This window comes from Acidovorax sp. JG5, from assembly GCF_017939685.1.
In the GTDB taxonomy this organism is placed as follows: domain Bacteria; phylum Pseudomonadota; class Gammaproteobacteria; order Burkholderiales; family Burkholderiaceae_C; genus Acidovorax.
Map to the genome: position 1 here is coordinate 138,043 of NZ_JAGKSE010000006.1, position 19,167 is coordinate 157,209.

At 65.5% G+C, this 19,167-nt stretch carries 24 protein-coding genes; 14 read left to right on the forward strand and 10 right to left on the reverse strand.

Annotated elements, in window-relative coordinates:
- Window positions 1–10: 10 nt before the first annotated feature.
- From cobT to J8G26_RS09385, 3 genes are all read left to right on the forward strand, one after another.
- Window positions 11–1,087 (forward strand): nicotinate-nucleotide--dimethylbenzimidazole phosphoribosyltransferase, encoded by a 1,077-nt coding sequence (gene cobT / locus J8G26_RS09375; protein WP_087746466.1) that lies wholly within the window; start codon window positions 11–13, stop codon window positions 1,085–1,087.
- Between the two features lie 98 nt (window positions 1,088–1,185).
- Window positions 1,186–1,410, forward strand: a complete 225-nt coding sequence (locus J8G26_RS09380; RefSeq protein ID WP_210568739.1) for an AbrB/MazE/SpoVT family DNA-binding domain-containing protein — start codon at window positions 1,186–1,188, stop codon at window positions 1,408–1,410.
- Window positions 1,407–1,805, forward strand: a complete 399-nt coding sequence (locus J8G26_RS09385; protein WP_087746462.1) for a type II toxin-antitoxin system death-on-curing family toxin — start codon at window positions 1,407–1,409, stop codon at window positions 1,803–1,805. Before J8G26_RS09380 ends, J8G26_RS09385 begins: the two co-directional genes overlap by 4 nt.
- A 150-nt stretch (window positions 1,806–1,955) precedes the next feature.
- Here the strand turns inward: J8G26_RS09385 and J8G26_RS09390 are convergent, their stop codons facing one another.
- From J8G26_RS09390 to J8G26_RS09410, 5 genes are all read right to left on the reverse strand, one after another.
- Window positions 1,956–3,086 carry a GGDEF domain-containing protein gene (locus J8G26_RS09390; RefSeq protein ID WP_210568740.1) on the reverse strand — a complete coding sequence of 377 codons (1,131 nt, stop codon included), beginning with the start codon at window positions 3,084–3,086 and terminating at the stop codon, window positions 1,956–1,958.
- Between the two features lie 202 nt (window positions 3,087–3,288).
- Window positions 3,289–4,209 carry a dioxygenase gene (locus J8G26_RS09395; protein WP_210568741.1) on the reverse strand — a complete coding sequence of 307 codons (921 nt, stop codon included), beginning with the start codon at window positions 4,207–4,209 and terminating at the stop codon, window positions 3,289–3,291.
- A 44-nt stretch (window positions 4,210–4,253) separates the two neighbouring features.
- Window positions 4,254–5,234: a tripartite tricarboxylate transporter substrate binding protein gene (locus J8G26_RS09400; protein WP_087746456.1), complete on the reverse strand. Its 981-nt coding sequence runs from the start codon at window positions 5,232–5,234 to the stop codon at window positions 4,254–4,256.
- 34 nt (window positions 5,235–5,268) lie between these two features.
- Window positions 5,269–5,544: a muconolactone Delta-isomerase gene (gene catC, locus J8G26_RS09405; protein ID WP_005799879.1), complete on the reverse strand. Its 276-nt coding sequence runs from the start codon at window positions 5,542–5,544 to the stop codon at window positions 5,269–5,271.
- An 11-nt stretch (window positions 5,545–5,555) separates the two neighbouring features.
- The gene (locus J8G26_RS09410) at window positions 5,556–6,740 is read right to left on the reverse strand and encodes a muconate cycloisomerase family protein (protein WP_087746454.1); all 1,185 of its coding nucleotides are present in this window, start codon (window positions 6,738–6,740) and stop codon (window positions 5,556–5,558) included.
- A 143-nt stretch (window positions 6,741–6,883) separates the two neighbouring features.
- Here J8G26_RS09410 and cynR point away from each other — a divergent pair, with 143 nt between their 5' ends.
- On the forward strand, window positions 6,884–7,783 hold the full coding sequence (gene cynR, locus J8G26_RS09415; RefSeq protein WP_210568742.1) for a transcriptional regulator CynR: 900 nt from the start codon (window positions 6,884–6,886) through the stop codon (window positions 7,781–7,783).
- Between the two features lie 129 nt (window positions 7,784–7,912).
- Here cynR and nth read toward each other — a convergent pair whose 3' ends face one another.
- Window positions 7,913–8,551 (reverse strand): endonuclease III, encoded by a 639-nt coding sequence (nth, locus tag J8G26_RS09420; protein ID WP_210568743.1) that lies wholly within the window; start codon window positions 8,549–8,551, stop codon window positions 7,913–7,915.
- A gap of 101 nt (window positions 8,552–8,652) precedes the next feature.
- On the opposite strand from nth, the gene J8G26_RS09425 reads away from it, so the two are divergent.
- The 4 genes from J8G26_RS09425 (at window position 8,653) to J8G26_RS09440 (ending at window position 11,630) form a co-directional block, all read left to right on the forward strand.
- Window positions 8,653–9,843 carry a PLP-dependent aminotransferase family protein gene (locus tag J8G26_RS09425; protein WP_210568744.1) on the forward strand — a complete coding sequence of 397 codons (1,191 nt, stop codon included), beginning with the start codon at window positions 8,653–8,655 and terminating at the stop codon, window positions 9,841–9,843.
- A gap of 7 nt (window positions 9,844–9,850) precedes the next feature.
- Complete coding sequence (locus tag J8G26_RS09430) at window positions 9,851–10,084, forward strand: SlyX family protein (RefSeq protein ID WP_087746446.1); 234 nt, start codon at window positions 9,851–9,853, stop codon at window positions 10,082–10,084.
- Window positions 10,085–10,099: 15 nt separating this feature from the next.
- The gene (locus J8G26_RS09435; protein WP_210568745.1) at window positions 10,100–11,095 is read left to right on the forward strand and encodes an aldo/keto reductase; all 996 of its coding nucleotides are present in this window, start codon (window positions 10,100–10,102) and stop codon (window positions 11,093–11,095) included.
- 172 nt (window positions 11,096–11,267) lie between these two features.
- Window positions 11,268–11,630: a DUF6172 family protein gene (locus tag J8G26_RS09440; protein ID WP_210568746.1), complete on the forward strand. Its 363-nt coding sequence runs from the start codon at window positions 11,268–11,270 to the stop codon at window positions 11,628–11,630.
- Between the two features lie 10 nt (window positions 11,631–11,640).
- Here the strand turns inward: J8G26_RS09440 and J8G26_RS09445 are convergent, their stop codons facing one another.
- On the reverse strand, window positions 11,641–12,888 hold the full coding sequence (locus J8G26_RS09445; protein ID WP_210568747.1) for a DEAD/DEAH box helicase: 1,248 nt from the start codon (window positions 12,886–12,888) through the stop codon (window positions 11,641–11,643).
- Window positions 12,889–13,160: 272 nt separating this feature from the next.
- Here J8G26_RS09445 and J8G26_RS09450 point away from each other — a divergent pair, with 272 nt between their 5' ends.
- Genes J8G26_RS09450 through J8G26_RS09460 form a run of 3 tightly spaced genes read left to right on the forward strand, consistent with a single transcriptional unit; the run spans window position 13,161 to window position 14,288 of the window.
- The gene (locus tag J8G26_RS09450) at window positions 13,161–13,664 is read left to right on the forward strand and encodes a DUF2721 domain-containing protein (protein ID WP_210568748.1); all 504 of its coding nucleotides are present in this window, start codon (window positions 13,161–13,163) and stop codon (window positions 13,662–13,664) included.
- Window positions 13,665–13,674: 10 nt separating this feature from the next.
- The gene (locus J8G26_RS09455) at window positions 13,675–14,043 is read left to right on the forward strand and encodes a translation initiation factor Sui1 (RefSeq protein ID WP_210568749.1); all 369 of its coding nucleotides are present in this window, start codon (window positions 13,675–13,677) and stop codon (window positions 14,041–14,043) included.
- A 2-nt stretch (window positions 14,044–14,045) separates the two neighbouring features.
- Window positions 14,046–14,288, forward strand: a complete 243-nt coding sequence (locus J8G26_RS09460) for a DUF3820 family protein (RefSeq protein WP_210568750.1) — start codon at window positions 14,046–14,048, stop codon at window positions 14,286–14,288.
- A gap of 130 nt (window positions 14,289–14,418) precedes the next feature.
- On the opposite strand, the gene J8G26_RS09465 is transcribed toward J8G26_RS09460, so the two are convergent.
- On the reverse strand, window positions 14,419–15,330 hold the full coding sequence (locus J8G26_RS09465; RefSeq protein ID WP_210568751.1) for an HTH-type transcriptional regulator ArgP: 912 nt from the start codon (window positions 15,328–15,330) through the stop codon (window positions 14,419–14,421).
- A gap of 70 nt (window positions 15,331–15,400) precedes the next feature.
- Between J8G26_RS09465 and J8G26_RS09470 the strand changes: the two genes are divergently transcribed.
- A complete protein-coding gene (locus J8G26_RS09470) occupies window positions 15,401–16,036 on the forward strand; it encodes a LysE family transporter (RefSeq protein ID WP_210568752.1) in 636 nt (211 codons plus the stop codon).
- A 161-nt stretch (window positions 16,037–16,197) separates the two neighbouring features.
- Complete coding sequence (locus J8G26_RS09475; RefSeq protein WP_210568753.1) at window positions 16,198–16,827, forward strand: DUF1566 domain-containing protein; 630 nt, start codon at window positions 16,198–16,200, stop codon at window positions 16,825–16,827.
- A 200-nt stretch (window positions 16,828–17,027) separates the two neighbouring features.
- Here the strand turns inward: J8G26_RS09475 and ytfE are convergent, their stop codons facing one another.
- Entirely contained in the window at window positions 17,028–17,765 is a 738-nt protein-coding gene (ytfE, locus tag J8G26_RS09480; RefSeq protein ID WP_087746430.1) for an iron-sulfur cluster repair protein YtfE, read from the reverse strand.
- A gap of 91 nt (window positions 17,766–17,856) precedes the next feature.
- On the opposite strand from ytfE, the gene J8G26_RS09485 reads away from it, so the two are divergent.
- Window positions 17,857–18,345 carry an Rrf2 family transcriptional regulator gene (locus J8G26_RS09485; protein ID WP_087746428.1) on the forward strand — a complete coding sequence of 163 codons (489 nt, stop codon included), beginning with the start codon at window positions 17,857–17,859 and terminating at the stop codon, window positions 18,343–18,345.
- A gap of 71 nt (window positions 18,346–18,416) precedes the next feature.
- Here the strand turns inward: J8G26_RS09485 and serB are convergent, their stop codons facing one another.
- Window positions 18,417–19,130, reverse strand: coding sequence for a phosphoserine phosphatase SerB (gene serB / locus J8G26_RS09490; protein WP_210568754.1), 714 nt, complete (start codon window positions 19,128–19,130; stop codon window positions 18,417–18,419).
- Window positions 19,131–19,167 lie beyond the last annotated feature (37 nt).

The window sequence follows — 19,167 nt, forward strand, 5'->3', positions numbered from 1 at the left end:
CATTTTTTTCATGACCTTCACCTGCACGATTCCTGCCATTTCCGACCTGCACGACGCCGCGCTGACGGCGCGCCTGCAGCACCGCATTGACCACAAGACCAAGCCCCTGGGTGCGCTGGGCCGGCTGGAGCTGCTGGCCTTGCGCATCGGCCAGATCCTGGGCAGTGAGGCACCGCAGCTCGAACACCCGCAAATGCTGGTTTGCGCGGCAGACCATGGCCTGGCCGCGCGCGGCGTGTCGGCCTACCCGAGCGACGTCACCTGGCAGATGGTCGAGAACTTTCTGGCCGGCGGCGCCGCCGTGAATGTGCTGGCGCGCCAGCACGGCCTGGCCCTCACGGTGGTGGACTGCGGCGTGGCGCGCGACTTGGCCCCGCGCTCTGCCGCGCCCGGCCAGCCGCAACTGCTGGTGCGCAAGGTGGCGGCGGGCACGCAAGACGCATCCACCGGCCCCGCCATGACGGCAGCGCAATGCGCCCAGGCGCTGGCCAACGGCATGGAGGTGGTGCGCAACCTGCCCGGCAATGCATTGCTGCTGGGTGAAATGGGCATTGGCAACACCTCGGTGGCGTCGCTGTTGCTGTCGCGCCTGTGCGGCGTTGCCCTTCAGGATTGCACCGGCGTCGGCACCGGCCTGGACGCGGCCGGCGTTGCCCGCAAGCGCGCCGTGCTGGCGCAGGCCTTGCAGGCCAATGGGGCCGCGGTCGAACCCCTCGACGCCCTGGCTGCGCTGGGCGGTTTCGAGGTGGCCACGCTGGTGGGCGCCGTGCTGCAAGCCGCGTCAGAGCGCCGGGTGATCGTGGTCGATGGCTTCATCACCAGCGCTGCCGTGCTGGTGGCCGCGCGCCTGCAACCCCATGTGCTGCAGCGCTGCGTTTTCGCCCACGGTTCCGCCGAGCCCGGCCATGCGCACCTGCTGGCGCAACTGCTGCCGGGTCAGCAGGCCCAGCCGCTGCTCGACCTGGGCCTGCGCCTGGGTGAAGGCTCGGGCGCGGCGCTGGCCTGGCCGCTGCTGCAATCGGCCTGCGCCGTGCTGCGCGAGATGGCGAGCTTTGAGGCGGCGGGGGTGGCGACGCAGGTGGCGTGAAGAGTGTGTTGGGGAAGGTGGCTCCATCGGAAATGACCCTGTTGCCGAGGTGTTGAGAAAGTTTTAGTATTACGCATGTAATTACTTGGAGGTCTTTCATGCACATGCTCAAACTCACCCAGGTCGGCAACTCTGTCGGTGCCATCTTTCCCAAAGAGTTGCTCGCACGCCTGCAACTCGAAAAGGGTGACGAGTTGTATCTGACAGAAGCGCCCGACGGCCTGCGCATCACCCTCCATAACCCGGAATTCGAAGCACAGATGCGCGTGGCACGCGAGATCATGAAAGAGCGCCGCGCCGTCTTGCGCGAGCTGGCCAAATGACGCGCGAATGGGTCTGGCTGGACCGCGCCGTCGTCGTCGCCATTCACGAGATGCAACTGGCCGAGCACGGTGGGGGCGCAGGCGTGCGCGATGCCGGGTTGCTCGACTCGGCCTTGGGCAAGCCCCTGCACCTTCAGGCCTACGGCGAGCCGCCGCCTGACGCGGCTGCGCTGGCGGCGTCCTATGGCTACGGTATCTCGCGCAACCATCCGTTCATCGATGGCAACAAGCGCACCGGTTTTGTGGCTGCCGAACTTTTTCTACGCCTTAATGGGCAGGTGCTGAGTGCCGACGATGCGTCGTGTGTGCTCACCATGCTCGCCGTTGCCGCTGGCGACATGTCGGAAGAAAGCTTTGCGGCGTGGCTGCGCGAGAACAGCGCGGCACGGGCATGAGCTCGTTTTTATAAATATCAAGCCATTTAGGCCTCTGGCGCTTGTGTAGCAAGCGCATGAAGCTATTAAAAATCTAGCAATCAAGTGCAGGCATACCGCGATGCCGGCGCATGCACGGCGGTGTGGGCGAGGCGCCTGGAAGGCGGCCAGTCACCCCACGCAGGTCTGGTTGCGTCCGCGCTTCTTGGCCTGGTAGAGCGAGGCGTCGGCGCGTGACAGCATGGCATCGAGCGTGTCCGTCGGGCCTTGCCAGGTGGTCACTCCGATGCTGAGCTGGCAGTCGAGCGGGTGACCCACCTGCAGCAGGGCGTGAATGCGCTGCGCCACATGGTGGGCTGCCGGCGCACCGGTGTCGGGAAGCAGAACCAGAAACTCTTCGCCACCGTAGCGGCCCAGGCGGTCTTCACTGCGCAATGCAGATTTGGTGCACGCCGCGAAATGGACCAGCACCGCATCGCCATGCTGGTGGCCGTGGGTGTCGTTCACCGCCTTGAAGTTGTCCAGGTCGAGCATCATGATCGACGGCCCGCGGCCATAGCGGCGGGCGCGGTCCATCTCTTCCTGGCACAGCTGCATCACGGCGCGGCGGTTCAGTGTCTGCGTGAGCGAGTCGTGTGTGGCCAGGTGTTCCAGCTCGGTGCGCACCCGGTCGGTTGTCAGCAAGATGGCGCCAATCGAGAGCATCAGCACCGTGATCACGTAGGTGCCCATGTATGCCGTCTGGAAAGGTGAAGGCTCCATGATGTCGGTGCCGGCCTGGCCCATGAGGACCGAGGTGAAGCGCGTCAGCAGCACGAGGATGTGCAGCGCCAGCACGACCTGCACCAGCCTGATGGGAAAACCCTTGCCACCATGCCGCAACAAAAAGCGCAGATGCACGCCATACAGCACCGCCATCAGCAGCGCGAAGATGGCGATGCGCACTGCATAACTGGGCGCAACGTAGGTCAGCCAGATGTGCATCAGTGTGGATGCAACCGCAACGGTGCCCCACAGCGCCCATCCCCCGGCATGCCCCAGGAATCGGCGGCTGCCGATGTAGTAAACCGTTGCGCCCAGCAGCAACGCCTGGTTGGCCAGAACGACGGTGAGAAATTGGGAGAGTTCACCCCGGCCGCTGAAGAGCACTGCGGAGACCAACCACAGCACCGGAGCAGCAGCCCAGTAGTCCAGCCCACGGATACTGGGCGGGTAATTGCGCCGCATGAACAACAACACCACCGCCATCATGGCGGACATGAAGCCCGCCATGGCAATGAGGGAGCGCGGATCGAGTTGCATCTTCCGGCAGGGGCGATGGGGCGGCGGTGTAAAAAATGTTCGATTCAGTATAGCCAGACAGCCCTTTTTGGGCGAACAAATTTGGGGGGTGGCTGCCTGCGTGCGGCGGGAGTGCTTGGTTGGCTGCCAATCTCGAGAACGCACGGTCAAAAAAAGCCGCCCCCTTGCGGTGGCGGCTTTCGGGCTGTGAGCGCAGGGCTGTTCAGGCGGGGGTGGATACACGCTCCATGCGCGTCAGTGGCAGGGCTTCGTCGGCACTGGCGGCGTTCTGCATCACGAAGTTGAACTTCGTGCGCGTGAAGGGCGCGCTGATGCCCAGCGATTCGTAGCCTGCAGGCGCCACGTTTTTCTCCAGGGCCACGATCAGGCCATCGCGCGTGGCGAAGGCAAAGTCGTCGTCGATGTAAGTGTCGCCGGGGATGTTGACCTGTGTGGTCAGCGTGCGCATGCCGGGTGCCGCCACCAGAAAGTGGATGTGCGCGGGGCGGTTGCCGTGGCGGCCCAGGGCCTCGAACAGCTCGGACGTGGGGCTGTTCGGGGGAATCGCGTAGCCAGGTGGCAGGAACGAGCGAAAGCGGTACTGGCCCTTGGCATCGGTCTCGATGCGGCGGCGCAGCTCGTACGGCTTCATGCCGGGGAAGAAGTGCGAATAGCCGCCCAGCTCATTGGCGTGCCACACGTCCACCGATGCGTGGGGCACGGGCTGGCCGTTCAGGTCCAGCACCTGGCCTTCCATCACGAACACCTCGCCCTTGGGCTCGCCCTCGTCCAGGCGCACTTCGACCTGGGACGTGGGGGCACCCGCCACGAACAGCGGGCCCTCGATGGCGCGTGGCGTGCCGCTTGCGCGGCCGGCCTTGGCGTCGGCCTCGTCGGCGCGGATGTCGAGCAGGCGGTCAAAACCCAGGCCTGCGGTGATCAGGCCCGTCTGGCCCGCGGCGCCCAGGCGCGTGAGCCAGCTGGCGGCGGCCCAGAATTCGTCGGGGCTCACATCCAGTTCGTCGATGGTCTTGAACAGGTCGGTGACGATGCGCTCGGTGAGCTGGCGCACGCGTGCGTTGCCGGGGGCGATCTTCTTGGTGTTGACCAGTTCCAGCAACTGGGCTTGGGTGAGTTCGGACATGGATGTCTCCTCTGTGGGATGGGTGGAATGAATGAAGGGGGTTTTCAGTCGAGCTTGATGCCGCGCTCGGTGATCAGCTGGGTCCAGCGCGTGGACTCGCGGGCCAGGTGTTTGGCCAGCTCGTCGGGGGTCGAGCCCACGGGCTCGGCGCCGATGGATTCAAAGCGCTTGACCACGTCGGGGTCTTTCATGGCGTCCAGCAGGGCCTTGTTGAGCTTGCCGATGATGGCCTTGGGCGTGGACGCCGGCATGAACACGGCAAACCAGGGCGACACTTCGTAGCCGGGCACGCCGGCCTCGGCCAGCGTGGGCACGTCGGGCAGGGTGCTGGAGCGCTTGGCCGTGGTCACGCCCAGGGCGCGCAGCTTGCCCGACTGGATATGTGGGCGCGCCGACGTGATGCTGTCAAACATGTAGTTGACCTGGCCGCCGAGCAGGTCGGACACGGCCGGGCCGCTGCCCTTGTAGGGGATGTGCAGCATCTCCACTTTGGCCAGCGAGGTAAACACTTCGCCCGCCAGGTGGATGGAAGTGCCATTGCCGGCCGACGCATAGGTGAGCTTGCCGGGTGCGCTGCGGGCGGCGGCGATCACGTCCCGGGCGGTCTTCACATCGGGCTGGGTGGCGTTGGTGACCAGCACATTGGGCACCACGGCCAGCAGGCTCACCGGCGCGAAGTCCTTGATGGGGTCGTAGCTGAGCTTGCCGTACAGCGGTTTGTTGGTGGCCATGCCGATCGAGGTGATCATCATCGTGTAGCCATCACCCGGCTGTTTGGCCACGTAGTCGGCACCAATGTTGCCGCCCGCGCCCGGCTTGTTCTCGATGACGAAGGGCTGGCCCAGTGACTTGGCGGCCTTTTCGCCCAGCGTGCGGGCAATGGCGTCCATCGCGCCACCCGGCGGGAAGGGAACCACCCAGCGGATCGGCTTGTTGGGCCAGTCAGATGCCGCGGGTTGGGCGTGGGCAGTCAGTCCCAGGCCGGCCAGGGCCAGCAGGGCCAGGAGGTGGCGTTTGGTGTGCATCGTGTTTGTCTCGGGTGTTTTAGATGGAGGGGTTTCAGATGGCCGAAGGGTGCTGCGCCAGAGGGGTGACGGAAATCTTCATGAACGGGAACAGCGGCAGGCCTTGCAGCAGCTGGTGCAGTTCGTCGTTGGACGCCACATCAAAGATGCTGTAGTTGGCGTATTCGCCCACCACGCGCCAGATGCTCTTCCAGCGGCCGTCGCGCTGCAGGTCTTGCGAATAGGCCTTTTCGCGGGCCTTGATCTCGTTGGCTTGCTCCACGGGCAAGTCGCGCGGGATGTTCACATCCATACGAACCAGAAACAGCATCGGTTTTCTCCTTAAACGGGGGTGGTGGTGTGTGCGGCCATGTCCACATGCACGGCGGTGAGGCCCTGGCGGGCGCGATCGAAGCGCTCCAGCTGAGCCAGCGAAATGTCGACGCCAAAGCCCGGGCCGTCGGGCAGTTGCAGTTCGAAATCGACGATGGGCATTTGCTGCTCGACGATGTCGTCCACCAGCAGTTGCGGGCCAAACAGCTCGCAGCCATGGTGCTGGCCGCCCAGGGTGGAAAACACATGGGCCGATGCGGCGCTGCCCAAAGATGTTTCGAGCATGGTGCCGCCGTACCAGCCGATGTCGGCTGCCTCGGCCACGGCGGCCACCTTGCGGGTGCGGATCAGTCCGCCATGCTTGGCCACCTTGAGCGAGAACACATGGCTGGCTTTTTCGCGTGCCAGCATCATGGCGTCTTGCGGCGTGCACACGGTTTCGTCGGCCATGATGAGCGCGCCATCGAGCGTGGCCGTGAGGTCTTTGAGCGCCTGCACATTCCATTGCGCCACGGGCTGCTCGATCAGCGTCACGCCGGCCTCGACCAGTTGTGGCAGGTAGCGGCGCGCGGTGTTGCCGTCCCAGGCCTGGTTCACGTCCACCGTGAGCGTGGCCTTGCCCTGCAGGCCGCGCGCGATCTGCGCCACATGGGCCACGTCGGCCTCAGGCGCGCGGGCGCCGATCTTCATCTTGAAGATGCGGTGGCGTTTTTGCGTGAGGCGCAGGTGCGCTTCCTGCAGGTCGCGCTCCACATCGCCGCTGGCCAGCGTCCAGGCCAAGGGCAGGCTCTGGTGCACCTTGCCGCCCAGCAGTTGCCAGGCGGGCAGGCCCTGCGTGCGGGCCACGGCGTCGATCAGCGCCATCTCCACCGCGCTCTTGGCAAACGCATTGCCCTTGCAGGCCTTGTCCATGCGCGCCAGGGCGGCTTCAAAACCACCGGCATCCTGGCCGGTGAGGGCGGGCGCCAGGTAGTTTTGAATAGCGTGCAGGATGCTTTCGGGCGACTCTTCGTTCCACGACGGGCCGCCAATGGTGGCGGCCTCGCCGAAGCCCGTGGCGCCGTTCTTCAGCCACACCTGCACGATGACCGGGCTTTGGCGGCTGATGGAGCCAAACGAGAGCTTGTGCGGGCGGATCGTCGGGATGTCCAGAATCCGCGCCTGCAGGCGGTCGATGGTGAAGCGGCTGTGCATCGCTGTGTACCTTTTTTTAGTGGTGTTGGCCCAACCGCGGGGCAGAAAAAAAGCAAGGTTAGATTTAATCCGTATGACGTTCCAATGATTTATTTGCAACTTATCATTCGATTGAATCGAACGAATAAATCGGAGTGTCAGCGATGGAAATCCGGCAGTTGCGCTACTTTCTCGACATCGCCCAGACCGAGCACCTGACGCAGTCGGCGCAAAACCTGTTTGTCACGCAGTCCACGCTGTCGCACGGCCTGCGCCAGCTGGAGCAGGAGCTGGATATCCAGCTTTTTGACCGGCTGGGCCGGGGCTTGCGGCTGTCGCAGGCCGGGGCGGCCTTTCGTGTGCATGCCGCTCGCGCGCTGCAGGAGATCGAGGCCGGGCGCATGGCGCTGGCCGACATGACGGGGTTGCAGTCGGGCGTGCTCACGGTGGGCGTCATCCCCACCTTTTTGCACACCCTGGTGCCGGCCACGGTGGCGGCCTTCAGCATGGCCTATCCCAAGGTGAACATCGTGGTGCGCGACCTGCGCGCCGGGCCCATCGAGGAGCAGCTGGTGGAAGGCCTGCTCGATGTGGGCATCGCCTTTCACCCCACGCAGCGCGACGAGATCGAGACCGAGCCCTTGTTCGAGGAGCGGATGCAGCTGGTGGTGAACCGCGCCCACCCGCTGGCGCGCCGCCGCACGCTGGCCGTCAAGGCCCTGGCCCAGGTGCCGCTGGCCATGCTGCCGCGCGCTTTCGCCACGCGCCAGCTGATTGACGACAGCCTGCGCGGCGCGGGTGTGCAGCCCTGGGTGCGGGTAGAGATGGAGTCGGTGGAGGGCCTGATTGACGTGTGTCGCTGGGGCGAGCTGGCGTGCATCGTGCCCGAACGCGCCGCGCGCCAGGCGCCGGACATGCAGGCCATCCAGTTGCATTCGCCGCAGATGGTGCGCCACGCCGGCATTCTGTGGCGGCGTGGTGCATCCCGCAGCCGGGCTGCCGTGGAGTTTGCGGCCTTGCTCAGGCCTGAGCATCGGCTTTCCGGCGGACGTTCAAACATTTGAAAGAAAAAAGCCATTCGCGCTTATGGGTAAAGCGCTGATAGCTATATTAATAATAGCATTAAAGATGCCAAAAGCATCTGCTGTGGAAGCCGCGCGATGGATCCGCTTTCGGCTGCAGCGTCCGCAGGGCTAGGGCGCGCTCGTCTTGGGCTGAAAGTCGCAATACGGCGCCACCAGGCATTCCCAGCAGCGCGGCTTACGCGCCTGGCACACATAGCGGCCCAGCAGGATCAGCCAGTGGTGCGAATCGACGGCGTAGGCGGGGGGCACGCGCTTCATCAGCTGCTTCTCCACCGCCAGCGGGTTCTTGCCGGGGGCGAGACCCGTGCGGTTGCTGACGCGAAAGATGTGCGTGTCCACCGCCATGGTGGGCTGGCCGAACGCCACGTTCAGCACCACGTTGGCTGTTTTGCGGCCCACGCCGGGCAGGGCTTCGAGCGCCTCGCGCGTGCGCGGCACCTGGCCGCCGTGCTGCTCCACCAGGATGCGGCAGGTTTGCAGCAGGTGGCGCGCCTTGCTCTTGTAAAGGCCGATGGTCTTGATGTAGCCCTCCAGCCCATCGAGCCCCAGATCCAGAATGGCCTGCGGTGTGCCCGCAACCAGAAACAGCTTGCGCGTGGCCTTGTTCACGCCCACATCGGTGGCCTGGGCCGACAGCAGCACGGCCGCCAGCAGCTCGAACACGGTGGTGTATTCGAGTTCGGTGTTGGGCAGCGGGTTGGCGGCCTTCAGGGTGGCGAAAAAAGGTTCGATGTGCGCGGTTTTCATTGCGGGCAGTGTAGGGGGTTGCCGCCTCCACGCTGTACGCTGCCGTGCAGCATGCCAATTGGCGACAATGCGGTATTCCCCGTCCACTGAAAGCACCGCTCATGCAATTTGCCGATCGTCTGAACAACGTAGAAACCTCCGCCATCCGCGAACTCTTCAAGCTGCTGGGCAAGCCCGGCATCATCAGCTTTGCGGGCGGGTTCCCTGACAGCGCCATGTTCGACGTGGACGGCATCCGCGCCGCCAGCAATGCCGCTCTGGCCGAGGAGCCGGGCGCCGCCCTGCAATACGGCGCCACCGAGGGCTACCAGCCACTGCGCGAGCAACTGGCCGCCTTCATGGCGAGCAAGGGCGCCCGGGATGTGGCGCCCGACCAGCTCATCGTCACCACCGGCAGCCAGCAGGCGCTGGACCTGCTGGGCAAGACCATGATCGGCCCCGGCGACAAGGTGATTGTGGAGGGCCCCACTTTTCTGGCCACCATCCAGTGCTTTCGCCTGTATGGCGCCGAGGTCATTAGCGCGCCCATCGATGGAGATGGCGTGCAGGTGGACGCGCTGGAGCAGCTCATTGCCGAGCACCGCCCCAAGCTGGTGTACCTGATCCCCACCTTTGGCAACCCCAGTGGTGCCACGCTGAGCCTGGCGCGCCGCAAAAAGGTGCTGGAGCTGGCCGTGAAGTACCAGACCCTGGTGGTGGAAGACGATCCCTATGGCGACCTGTATTTTGGCGAGGCGCCACCGCCCAGTCTGCTGGCGCTGTCCAGCCAGGTGCCCGGCAGCCGCGATTGGCTGGCGCACTGCGGCTCTTTGAGCAAGGTGCTCAGCCCCGGCCTGCGCATTGGCTGGCTGATCGCCCCGCCCGAGCTGCTGGCCAAGGCGGTGATGTGCAAGCAGTTCAGCGACGCGCACACCAGCACGTTTGCCCAGGCCACGGCCGCGCAATACCTCAAGGCCGGCCGCATGCCCGCCACGCTGGCGAATGTGCGCAAGGTCTATGCCGAGCGCGCCCAGGCGCTGTGCGACGCCTTGCACAAGGAACTGGGTGACGCCGTGGAGTTTGTGCAACCCAAAGGCGGCCTGTTCGTGTGGCTGCGCCTGACGGGCGCGGGCGGCAAGCTGGCCGATGCCAACGTGCTGGCCAGGGCTGCTATCGAAAAAGGCGTGGCCTTTGTGCCCGGCACGCCGTTTTTTGCCCAGAACCCCGACCACGCCACGCTGCGCCTGTCGTTTGCCACGGCCGACGTCGACAAGATCCGCGAGGGCGTGGCGCGCCTGGCGCAGGCTCTCTGACAACGCCATGCAAGACCCCAACACCAATGACGCGCACGACATCCTGCAGCGGCTGGAGGGCCTGGAGATCAAGGCCAGTTTCATGGAAGACCTGCTGGACCAGCTCAACCTCACCATCTACCGCCAGCAAGAGCTGATCGACCGGCTCACGCACGAGGTCATCCAGCTGCGCCAGCAGGCGCCCGAAGGCGGCTCGAACGGCCCGCGCAACCTGCGCGACGAATTGCCGCCGCATTACTGATTCCGTTTTCAAACCATGCAATACCGCAACCTTGGCAAAAGCAATCTCCAGGTCTCCCGTCTGTGCCTGGGCACCATGATGTTTGGCGACCAGACCCCGCGTGACGAAGCTGCCGCCATCGTGGCCGATGCCCACGCACAGGGGGTGAACTACATCGACACGGCCGATGTGTACACCAAGGGCGCTTCCGAATCCATGGTGGGCGAGCTGCTGCGCGGCCAGCGCCATGATTGGGTGCTGGCCACCAAGCTGGGCAACAAGATGTCGGACCGCGTGAACGAGGCGCACTACTCGCGCAGCTGGATGCTGCGCGAGGTCGAAGCCAGCCTGGGGCGGCTGCAGACCGATCATGTGGACATTCTGTATCTGCACCGCGACTACAACGGCATGAACCTGGAGGAGCCCCTGCAGGCGCTCGATGCCATGTTGCGCGCGGGCAAGATCCGCTACTGGGGTGTTTCCAATTTCCGGGGCTGGCGTATTACCGAGCTGGTGCACCTGGCCCGGCAGATGGGCATGCCTGGTCCCGTGGTGTGCCAGCCTTACTACAACCTGCTCAACCGCATGCCTGAGGTTGAGATATTGCCGGCCTGCGCCCACCATGGCCTGGGGGTCACACCCTACAGCCCAGTGGCGCGCGGCGTGCTCACGGGCAAATACCTGCCGGGCCAGCCGCCCGTCGAAGGCTCGCGGGCCGCCCGGGGCGACAAGCGCATCACCCAGACCGAGTGGCGCGAAGAATCGTTGCAGATCGCCCAGACATTGCAGCGGCATGCGCAGCAGCGAGGGGTGACGCTGGCCCAATTTGCCACGGCCTGGGTGCTGGCCCACCGGTCGGTGAGTTCGGTGATTGCCGGGCCGCGAACGCTGGCGCAGTGGCAGGACTATGCGCCAGCGCTCGACTGCGCCATGACTGAAGAAGACGAGGCGTTGGTGGATTCGCTGGTGGCACCGGGCCATCCGTCCACGCCGGGATACACCGATCCGGCCTACCCGCTGAATGGGCGGTAAGTCGTTTTGAAACCACGCCGTGAGCGGGCGCGTTGACGACCCGTTGGTGTGTTTCTTGGCCGAGCGGTGGCCCGGTGTCGCGGGTGACCTGCAGGTGCTGATACCCAGCCGCACGACACCCGCTTTGCCCCTGGCCTGGGTGGTGGCGATGCCGCAGGCGGTACGATCGCCCATGAAAAAAACTTTCCAGCTCCACATCGAAGGCAAGAACAGCGACCGCGTTCTGGATGCCGTCAAGCATGAAATCCGCAAGTACATCAAGCGCGAACGCGGCCGTCCCGTGCCCGCCGGCGCGGATTTCTGGGACTTCGATTGCAAGTTTGGCCGCAGCGCCGAAACCGCCGAAGTTGCCCACCTGGCTGCCCTGATCGGCCTGATTGATGGCGTGGCCCGCGAAGGTGGTGCGCAGTTTTATGTCGAAATTCTGGCCAAGGGTGGGCATCGCCAGGCACGTTCCGGCCAGGCTGTCGAAGAGGGCGGGGGCGGCGCCATCAGCGACGGCAACGACGGCGAGGGCGGCGGCGACGGCGACTGATCGCCCGGCCTTATTCCTGCCCTGTTGCCGCCTGCGCTGCAGCGCGTAATTTGTCTTTCTTGCTGGGCCGCTTGCCCTTGATGCCGCCGGTGCTGGCTGCCGTGGCCTCGGTCGGTACTTCGGTGGGCTCAAAGCCGGGGACCTGTTCGCGCGGCAGGACAAGGTGCTGGCGTTTCTCGATCAGGCGGAAATGCGCTTCGGCATCGGCCGTCACAAAGCTCACCGCCACCCCGCTTTCGCCCGCGCGGCCCGTGCGGCCGATGCGGTGCACGTAGTCCACCGCTGAGCGGGGCAGGTCGTAGTTCACCACCGCAGGCAGCTGGGCGATGTCGATGCCGCGCGCCGCCAGGTCGGTGGTCACCACCACCTGCCAGCGTTCGTCCTTGAACTCCTGCAGCACCTGCTTGCGCGCGCCCTGGCTCAGGCCGCCGTGGAAGGGGGTTGCAAAGATGCCGGCCTTGTAGAGCTTCTCGGCGACATGCTCGGCGGCATATTGCGTGGCCACGAACACCAGCACGCGGCTCCATGCGTTCTCCTGCACCAGGTGGCGCAGCAACTGCGTGCGGCGGCTGGCGTCCACCGCAATGGCACGCTGTGCGATGGACGGCGCGCTGGCAGGCGTGTCGGCCACGGCCACGCGCACGGGGTTGTTCAGCAGCCCGTTGGCCAGCGTCTGCACGGCTGCGGGGAACGTGGCCGAAAAGAACAGGTTCTGGCGCTGCTGTGGCAGCAGCGCCAGGGTGCGCTGCAGTTCCTCGGCAAAGCCCAGGTCCAGCAGGCGGTCGGCTTCGTCCAGCACCAGCAGGTCCACGTTGCCCAGCTGCAATGCGTTGTGCTCCACCAGATCGAGCAGGCGGCCCGGCGTGGCGACCACCACATCGGCGCCACCGCGCAGGCCCATCATCTGGGGGTTGATGGAAACGCCGCCAAAGACCACGGCCACTTTCAGCGGCTGGGGCAGGTGCTGGGCCAGGCTGCGCACCACCTCGCCGACCTGGGCAGCCAGCTCGCGCGTGGGCACCAGAACCAGCGCGCGCACCCGCCGTGGTGTGTGGGGCGCACCGGTTTGCAGCCGTTGCAGCAGTGGCAAGGCGAATGCCGCTGTTTTGCCCGATCCCGTCTGGGCCGAGCCCACGACATCGGCGCCGCGCAGGATGGCCGGAATGGCTGCCTCCTGGATGGGCGTGGGCGCGGCAAAGCCCATCGCGGTGGCAGCCTGAACGAGGGCGGGAGAGAGACCGAGGGCAGCAAATGGCATGGTGTGAGACAAAAAATTCAGGCCAGCAACCCGGCGCCACAGCGCAGCAGGTCAGGGCCAGCAAAGAGATAACTGCGCGGCAGCCGGTGCGCACACGCCAACGCCGTGCCATCCATGAAAACGCCTGCCGCCGGGGCTGTGGTGGTGCCGGCAGCGCCGCGGGCGCAGTGCCAGGCGCCACGCAGCCTGCGGGCGTGCATTGTGCGCCACCCGCGCGGGTGGCGATAATCGCAGCCCGTCCGCGCCCCGCGCTGCACAGTCTTTTTGATGCCATGAACCTCGCATTTGATTCGTCCACCATCACCCACAGCATCCAGCTGTCCGTGGCCCCGGTGTTTCTACTGACCGCCGTGGCGGGCATGATTGGTGCGGTGGCCGGGCGCCTGGCGCGCATCATCGACCGCGCCCGCGTGCTCGAAAACAGTGCCCGCCACAGCGATGACGCCGAATTTTTGGCGCGCGCGCTGCTGGAGCTCAGTTACCTGCGCACCCGCGGGCGCATGGCCAATGGCTGTATCGGCCTGCTCACCCTGTGCGGTTTTCTGATCGGCGTGACCATCATCTTGCTGTTTCTGGGCGAAACCACGGACTTTCGGGGCCACACCTTGGCGCTGGGTAGTTTTTTGAGCGGCGTGCTCTCGTTTCTGCTGGCCCTAGTGCTGTTTTTTGTGGAAACGGTGATGGCCACGCGCATCCTCAATTTCCACATGCTGCGCGCCCAGGGGCCTGCACCTGCTACAACGCCAGCGTCCACACCCGCCACCCGGCAGCCTTGAGGCCCGCACCATGAAATCCTTGCGTGATCTGGCAGGCCTGGGCGGCCTGGTCTATTCCACCGACCATGGCCGCATGTGCCCCGACTGTCGCCAGCCGCAGGCGCAGTGCGTGTGCAAGGCGGCGCCAGTGCCTGCAGGCGACGGCATCGTGCGCGTCTCGCGCGAAACCAAGGGGCGCGGGGGCAAGGCGGTCACGCTGGTCAAGGGCGTGGCGCTCAATGCCGATGCGCTGGCAGCGCTGGGCAAAGAGCTCAAGGCCGCGTGCGGCAGCGGCGGCACCGTCAAGGACGGCGTGATCGAGGTGCAGGGCGACCATGTGGAACGCGTGATGGAGGCGCTGAAAAAGCGCGGCCACCCGGTCAAGCGCGCGGGCGGTTGATGATGGACCCCACCCAACTGCAGCGCCTGGTCACCGTGACCATGCCCTATGGCAAATACAAGGGCCGCCTGCTGGCTGACTTGCCAGGCAACTACCTTCATTGGTTCGCCCGCGAGGGCTTTCCGCGCAGCGACCTGGGGCGCTTGCTGGCGCTCATGCACGAGATCGACCACAACGGCCTGTCGCCGCTGCTCGAACCGTTGCGCGCCTCAGCCGGCTTGCAGCAGCGCGCGCAATACGGCTGAGGCCCGTTCTGCGCCGGTGCGGCTGCAAACCTATGTTGAAGGGCCTTGATAACATGGTTTTAAATGAAATAAGGCTCTAGCCCAATATCCATAAGCGCTAGCAGCTATCTATTTTGATGTGTTTGGTGGGTTATGCCCTCTCGGCGGGCGCCAGCCAATGGCGCGCGGCCGCCATCACGCAGTGGGTCAGCCGCTCCAGGCCCGCCTGGGCAGAGCGGGCGTGCACCCAGTACAGCGGCATGTCCATGCCGGTGCCGGGCAGCAACTCCACCAGAGTGCCGGCGTCGAGCTGGCGCTGGATCAGCGACATCGGGTGCATGCCCCAGCCCATGCCCGCTTCGCAACCTCGCACGAAGCCGTCGTTGGACGGCAAAAAATGCTTGGGCGGGTTGCGACGCGAGGCCAGGCCCCGTTGCTGCAGCCACTGCTCCTGCAGGCGGTCCTTGCGGTCGAAGGTGATCATGGGTGCACGGGCGATGGCCTCGGCGCTGACCCCGCCCGCAAAATGCTGCGCCACAAACGCCGGGCTGGACGCCGCCACGTAGCGCACCGATCCCAGGGGCCAGGTGTTGCAGCCCGCGATGGTGCCCGCGCTGGCCGTCACGGCGGCCAGCACATCGCCTTCCTTCAGTCGCTGGGCCGTGTGGTCCTGGTCATCGATGCGGATGTCCAGCAGCTCGTTGCCGCCGGCCGTGAAGGCGGCCATGGCATCCATGAACCAGGTGGAAAGCGAATCGGCATTCACCGCCAGCTTCAGCGTGGGGGGCGCGGCCTGGCCGTCGGGCATCAGGGTCGGGTTGGTGCGGCGCAGTTCGTTTTCGAGCAGCGCCACCTGCTCCACATGCAGGCACAGCCGCCGCCCGGCATCGGTGCCGGTGCAGGGCGTGCCGCGCAACACCAGCACCTGGCCCGTGCGTTCTTCCAGCTGCTTGATGCGCTGCGACACCGCCGAAGGCGTGACGTGCAGCCGGCGCGCGGCGCGTTCGAAGCTGCCTTCGCGCACCACGGCGGCAAGGGCCTGGAGTCCGGTGTAGTCGAGCATGAAGAGTTGCTAACTTTGATTCAGGTGAATTAATTTTACTTAATGAAGACCGCCGCCCAGAATTGGCGGCATGTGGACTGCCAATGTTTCTTCTTCGTGGCTCGCCGGTTTCACCGTCTGCCTGTCGCTCATCGTGTCGATCGGTGCCCAGAACCTGTATGTGCTGCGCCAGGCCGTGAGCGGCCAGCATGTGCGCGCCTGCGTGGCCTGGTGCGTGGCCAGCGATGCGCTGCTGATTGGCGTGGGCGTGGCCGGCATGGCGCAGTTACTGGGGCGCTCGCCTGCGCTGGCTTATTACCTGAGCGTGGGCGGCGCGGCCTTTTTGCTGGCCTATGGCCTGTTCGCCTGGTGGCGCGTGCTGACTGCGCCCGACGCCAGTCTCGGCACGGCCCACGGCATGGCGCCGCGTGGCCTGCTCAGCGTGCTTGGCACCCTGGCGGTGATCACGCTGCTCAACCCCCATGTCTATCTGGACACCGTGGTGCTGGTGGGATCGATCGGTGCGCGCCAGGATGGCGGGCTCAAGTGGATCTTTGTGATGGGGGCTGCCTCGGCCAGTCTGGTGTGGTTCGCTGCCCTGGCACTGGCCGGGCGGCGGTTGCAGGGGCTGTTTGCCAACCCCCGCGCCTGGCGGGCACTGGACGCGCTGACCGGCTGCATGATGCTGGCGCTGGCGTGGTGGGTGTGGCAAGGGGTTGCCGACTGAAAGGGCCGCCAAAGCCGGCCGCAGCGGCGTATCGCAACGTGCGTCTTGCGCCACCGGCCAGTCACCAGTGGCGCGGTGGTCGAAGATACTGGAAGGCCCGTTTTTTGATGATTTGCTCCTGCGGGAGCGGCGCCACACGGCCCGCTACCATTACCCTTGCCATGGAACCACGCACCGTGAAACAGTATTTTCTCGCCCGCCACTCCTGGTTTGTCGTGGTGGGTGGCCTGGTGGTTGCCGCCTGCGCCCAAGCGGCAGATCCGGCCGCTGCGCCCACGCTGGTGCCCTCGGAGGATGGGGCCACCGTCATCGATCTGCGGGCCCGGCTGGTCTGGCCGCGCTGCGTGGAGGGGATGCAGTGGAACGGCAAGACCTGCACCGGCACCCCGCAGCGGCTGGACTATGCGCAGGCCACAGCCTTGGCCCATGCCCGCTGGAAGGCCGACGGCGTGCGCTGGCGGCTGCCGCGCGTCAACGAGCTCAAGCGGCTGGTGGACAAGACCGCCCGCCCGCCAGGGCTCAACCCGGTGCTTTTTCCGGCCACCCCGCCCGACTGGCATTGGTCGGGTACTGCCAATGTGCAGGCGGGCTCGGGCAATCCGTACAACTATGGCAACGTCATGGAAAGCCGCGCCGCAGGGGGCGCTGGCGGCATGGCTTTTCGCCAGGGCTGGGCGGTGAACATGGAAACCGGGGAAAGCCGCGCAGACGTGGGCAAGGGCTCCCGGCTGCTGGTGCGGCTGGTGCGGCCCCACGAACCAGTCCCGGCGCCTGCCGAAGGTGCACGGTGATGGTGGTTTGCGGTGGCAGGACGGGCCTGGGCAGCGCTGGTCAGGGGCGCATTTTGGAATGTTTGCAAAATTTGCCCGCAGCGCAATAGGAGTAAGCGCCTTGTGCTATGAAAACAGGAGTTAAGTGGTCGGCTGATGACGCCCGTGCACAAGGGCTGTGAGGCTCTCCACGCTGGGCGTCTGGCGCGGCGCAGAGGGACTCAACTGCATGCACAGCCGGTTGAACCACAGCCACCAGCGGCAGCCGGTGCTGCCTCGAACTGGGGAAACAGCACGTTGTTTTCCAGGTGGATGTGGTTGATCAGGTCATCGCCAAATTGCGCAATGCCCGCGTACAGGGCGCGCCAGGTGTTGCACGCGCCTGCGGGGGGCGTGGCGTCATGGGTCAGTGCGTTCAACTGGTCGAGGGCCGTGCCATGGTCCACATGCTCGGCCCGCATCATGCCGATGGGCTGGCCCACGAACGGGTTGCCGCCCGACTTGAGCATGGGAAACAGAATGGCTTCTTCCTTTTGCATGTGCGAGAGCAGCTCTTGCTCTATTTCTTCCAGCAGATCGGCCAGCCCGGCGGGCACATCGGCGTTGTCGCGGTGCACGGCTTCCACCCGGCGGGCCATGCGAATCAGCTCGGGCAACTGCACGCGGTGTACGTCATGGTAGCGCGTGAGGATGTGGTCCACCAGTGCGCCCGGTTCACGCATTTCGGGAACGGCGCTGGGGCGTTGCAGGGCGGCCAGCTCGGACAGCACGGCGTTCACGTCCAGTCCTTTATCGGCAGCGGCCGTTGCCAGGGGCACCTGGCCGCCACAGCAAAAATCCAGCTTGAGGCGGCGAAAGACGGCGGTGGCGCCGGGCAGCTGCACCGCAATCTGGCCGATTTGCTGATCGGCACTCAGGGCAACTGTGGCGGGCGCGGTGGTTTCCAGACGGGCGTTCATGGTGTGGTCCTTTAAAGGTTCATTTGGTGTGAATATTTTATGGCATAAAATTCATGCGAACTATCTCTTTTAATTGATCTACGGCAATCGAATGCGTCTGACCCAATGGACCGACTACACGCTGCGCGTGCTGATGTATTGCGCGGCCAGCGAAGGGCGTGTACAGCCCGTCACCATCACCGAGGTGGCGGAGAGCCATGGCATTTCACGCAGCCACCTGACCAAGATTGTCCAGGAGCTGTCCGCCCAGGGTCTGCTGGAGACCACGCGCGGGCGCGGGGGCGGCATGCGCCTGATGAAGCCCGCGGGCGACATCAACATCGGTGCCGTGGTGCGCGCCACCGAAACCGATTTCAATCTGGTTGAATGTTTTGACCCAGCGCACAACCAGTGCCGGCTGAACAGCCACTGTCACCTCAAGGGGGTGCTTGGGCAGGCCATGCAGGCCTTCATCGCCGTGCTGGACAAGGTGACGCTGGCCGACCTGCTCACCGAGCCCCACAGCGTGGTGGCGATGCCCCAGTCGCGTCGGCTGGCTGCGGTGCGGATGGTGCCGGGGTTGCCAGATGCGGCCGCGTAGCTTGCGGCTGCAACGCGCTGCTGGCAGGGGATGTGGCCGGGTGTGCCAGTCCCCGTCCATCTTTGCGCCTTTCAGGGGCGTACCACTTCCAGAACGCGGTCCAGCCCACCCTGGTTGATGGCAATCCTGGCCTGCGCGCGCACGGCGGGCTTGGCGTGGTAGGCCACCGACAGGCCCGCGGCGCCCATCATGGGCAGATCATTGGCGCCGTCGCCGACGGCAATCGTTTGCGCGGGCGAGATGCCCATGAGCGAGGCCACCTCCAGCAGGGTGCGGCGCTTTTCGGCCCCGTCACAGATGTCGCCCCACGACTGGTCCACCATGCGGCCCGTGAGCAGGCCGTTTTCCACTTCGAGCATGTTGGATCGGGCAAAGTCGATGCCCAGGCCCGCCCGCACGCGGTCGGCGAAAAAGGTAAAGCCGCCCGACACCAGCAATGTGGTCAGGCCTGCAGCCTTGGCGGCGGTGATCAGTTCCTTGGCGCCGGGGTTAAAGCGCAGGCGTTCCGAGAACACCTGCTCCATGTGGCCTACGGTCACCCCCTTGAGCAGGGCCACGCGCTGGCGCAGGCTTTCCTTGTAGTCGGTGATCAGGCCCTGCATGGCGGCCTCGGTGATGGCCGCTACTTCGGCCTTGCGGCCGGCGGCATCGGCAATTTCGTCCACGCACTCGATGTTGATGAGGGTGGAGTCCATGTCGAAGGCGATGAGCTTGAAGTCCCGCAGATTCAGCGGGGGCGTGAAGCCCTGGATCACGAGGCCGGGGGAGATTTCGGTGGGTTGCATGGGAATGTAAATACTATTGTTTTGATAGCTCATTGCG